Annotated in this window: 2 rRNA genes; both read left to right on the top strand. The window is 53.4% G+C overall.

Annotation, left to right across the window (positions count from 1 at the left end):
- Positions 1–30: 30 nt before the first annotated feature.
- Positions 31–2,935: ribosomal RNA gene (locus G6Q29_RS21495) — 23S ribosomal RNA — on the top strand.
- A gap of 65 nt (positions 2,936–3,000) precedes the next feature.
- Positions 3,001–3,100, top strand: a 5S ribosomal RNA gene (gene rrf, locus G6Q29_RS21490); the annotation flags it as partial.

Below are 3,100 nucleotides of genomic sequence, written 5' to 3'. Positions count from 1 at the left end.
TGAATCGAAAGAAACATCTTCGGGTTGTGAGGTTAAGCGACTAAGCGTACACGGTGGATGCCCTGGCAGTCAGAGGCGATGAAGGACGTGCTAATCTGCGAAAAGCGCCGGCGAGGTGATATGAACCTTTGACCCGGCGATGTCCGAATGGGGAAACCCAGTGCAATCCGTTGCACTATCGTTAACTGAATACATAGGTTAACGAGGCGAACCGGGGGAACTGAAACATCTAAGTACCCCGAGGAAAAGAAATCAACCGAGATTCCCCCAGTAGCGGCGAGCGAACGGGGAGCAGCCCGGAGTCTGAATCAGCTTGTGTGTTAGTGGAACGGTCTGGAAAGTCCGACGGTACAGGGTGATAGTCCCGTACACGAAAGCACACATGCTGTGAACTCGAAGAGTAGGGCGGGACACGTGGTATCCTGTCTGAATATGGGGGGACCATCCTCCAAGGCTAAATACTCCTGACTGACCGATAGTGAACCAGTACCGTGAGGGAAAGGCGAAAAGAACCCCGGCGAGGGGAGTGAAAAAGAACCTGAAACCGTGTACGTACAAGCAGTGGGAGCCTACTTGTTAGGTGACTGCGTACCTTTTGTATAATGGGTCAGCGACTTATATTCTGTAGCAAGGTTAACCGTATAGGGGAGCCGAAGGGAAACCGAGTCTTAACTGGGCGTTAAGTTGCAGGGTATAGACCCGAAACCCGGTGATCTAGCCATGGGCAGGTTGAAGGTTGGGTAACACTAACTGGAGGACCGAACCGACTAATGTTGAAAAATTAGCGGATGACCTGTGGCTGGGGGTGAAAGGCCAATCAAACCGGGAGATAGCTGGTTCTCCCCGAAAGCTATTTAGGTAGCGCCTCGTGAACTCATCTTCGGGGGTAGAGCACTGTTTCGGCTAGGGGGCCATCCCGGCTTACCAACCCGATGCAAACTACGAATACCGAAGAATGTTATCACGGGAGACACACGGCGGGTGCTAACGTCCGTCGTGAAGAGGGAAACAACCCAGACCGCCAGCTAAGGTCCCAAAGTCATGGTTAAGTGGGAAACGATGTGGGAAGGCACAGACAGCCAGGATGTTGGCTTAGAAGCAGCCATCATTTAAAGAAAGCGTAATAGCTCACTGGTCGAGTCGGCCTGCGCGGAAGATGTAACGGGGCTAAACCATGCACCGAAGCTGCGGCAGCGACACTATGTGTTGTTGGGTAGGGGAGCGTTCTGTAAGCCGTTGAAGGTGGCCTGTGAGGGCTGCTGGAGGTATCAGAAGTGCGAATGCTGACATAAGTAACGATAAAGCGGGTGAAAAGCCCGCTCGCCGGAAGACCAAGGGTTCCTGTCCAACGTTAATCGGGGCAGGGTGAGTCGACCCCTAAGGCGAGGCCGAAAGGCGTAGTCGATGGGAAACAGGTTAATATTCCTGTACTTGGTGTTACTGCGAAGGGGGGACGGAGAAGGCTATGTCAGCCGGGCGACGGTTGTCCCGGTTTAAGCATGTAGGCGGAACGATTAGGTAAATCCGGTCGTTTATTAACGCTGAGGTGTGATGACGAGGCACTACGGTGCTGAAGTGATAAATGCCCTGCTTCCAGGAAAAGCCTCTAAGCATCAGGTAACACGAAATCGTACCCCAAACCGACACAGGTGGTCAGGTAGAGAATACCAAGGCGCTTGAGAGAACTCGGGTGAAGGAACTAGGCAAAATGGTGCCGTAACTTCGGGAGAAGGCACGCTGATATGTAGGTGAAGCCCCTGCGGGCGGAGCTGAAATCAGTCGAAGATACCAGCTGGCTGCAACTGTTTATTAAAAACACAGCACTGTGCAAACACGAAAGTGGACGTATACGGTGTGACGCCTGCCCGGTGCCGGAAGGTTAATTGATGGGGTTAGCGGCAACGCGAAGCTCTTGATCGAAGCCCCGGTAAACGGCGGCCGTAACTATAACGGTCCTAAGGTAGCGAAATTCCTTGTCGGGTAAGTTCCGACCTGCACGAATGGCGTAATGATGGCCAGGCTGTCTCCACCCGAGACTCAGTGAAATTGAACTCGCTGTGAAGATGCAGTGTACCCGCGGCAAGACGGAAAGACCCCGTGAACCTTTACTATAGCTTGACACTGAACACTGGTCCTTGATGTGTAGGATAGGTGGGAGGCTTTGAAGCGTGGACGCCAGTCTGCGTGGAGCCAACCTTGAAATACCACCCTTTAATGGCTGGTGTTCTAACGTAGACCCGTAATCCGGGTTGCGGACAGTGTCTGGTGGGTAGTTTGACTGGGGCGGTCTCCTCCCAAAGAGTAACGGAGGAGCACGAAGGTTGGCTAATCCTGGTCGGACATCAGGAGGTTAGTGCAATGGCATAAGCCAGCTTGACTGCGAGCGTGACGGCGCGAGCAGGTGCGAAAGCAGGTCATAGTGATCCGGTGGTTCTGAATGGAAGGGCCATCGCTCAACGGATAAAAGGTACTCCGGGGATAACAGGCTGATACCGCCCAAGAGTTCATATCGACGGCGGTGTTTGGCACCTCGATGTCGGCTCATCACATCCTGGGGCTGAAGTAGGTCCCAAGGGTATGGCTGTTCGCCATTTAAAGTGGTACGCGAGCTGGGTTTAGAACGTCGTGAGACAGTTCGGTCCCTATCTGCCGTGGGCGCTGGAGAATTGAGGGGGGCTGCTCCTAGTACGAGAGGACCGGAGTGGACGCATCACTGGTGTTCGGGTTGTCATGCCAATGGCACTGCCCGGTAGCTAAATGCGGAAGAGATAAGTGCTGAAAGCATCTAAGCACGAAACTTGCCCCGAGATGAGTTCTCCCTGAGACTTTAAGTCTCCTGAAGGAACGTTGAAGACGACGACGTTGATAGGTCGGGTGTGTAAGCGCAGCGATGCGTTGAGCTAACCGATACTAATGAACCGTGAGGCTTAACCTTACAACGCCGAAGATGTTTTGGCGAAGAGAGAAGATTTTCAGCCTGATACAGATGAACAGAATTTGCCTGGCGGCTTTAGCGCGGTGGTCCCACCTGACCCCATGCCGAACTCAGAAGTGAAACGCCGTAGCGCCGATGGTAGTGTGGGGTCTCCCCATGTGAGAG

Source organism: Enterobacter cloacae, assembly GCF_011078175.1.
In the GTDB taxonomy this organism is placed as follows: domain Bacteria; phylum Pseudomonadota; class Gammaproteobacteria; order Enterobacterales; family Enterobacteriaceae; genus Enterobacter; species Enterobacter cloacae_Q.
This window is presented reverse-complemented; position numbering and strand designations above follow the sequence as displayed.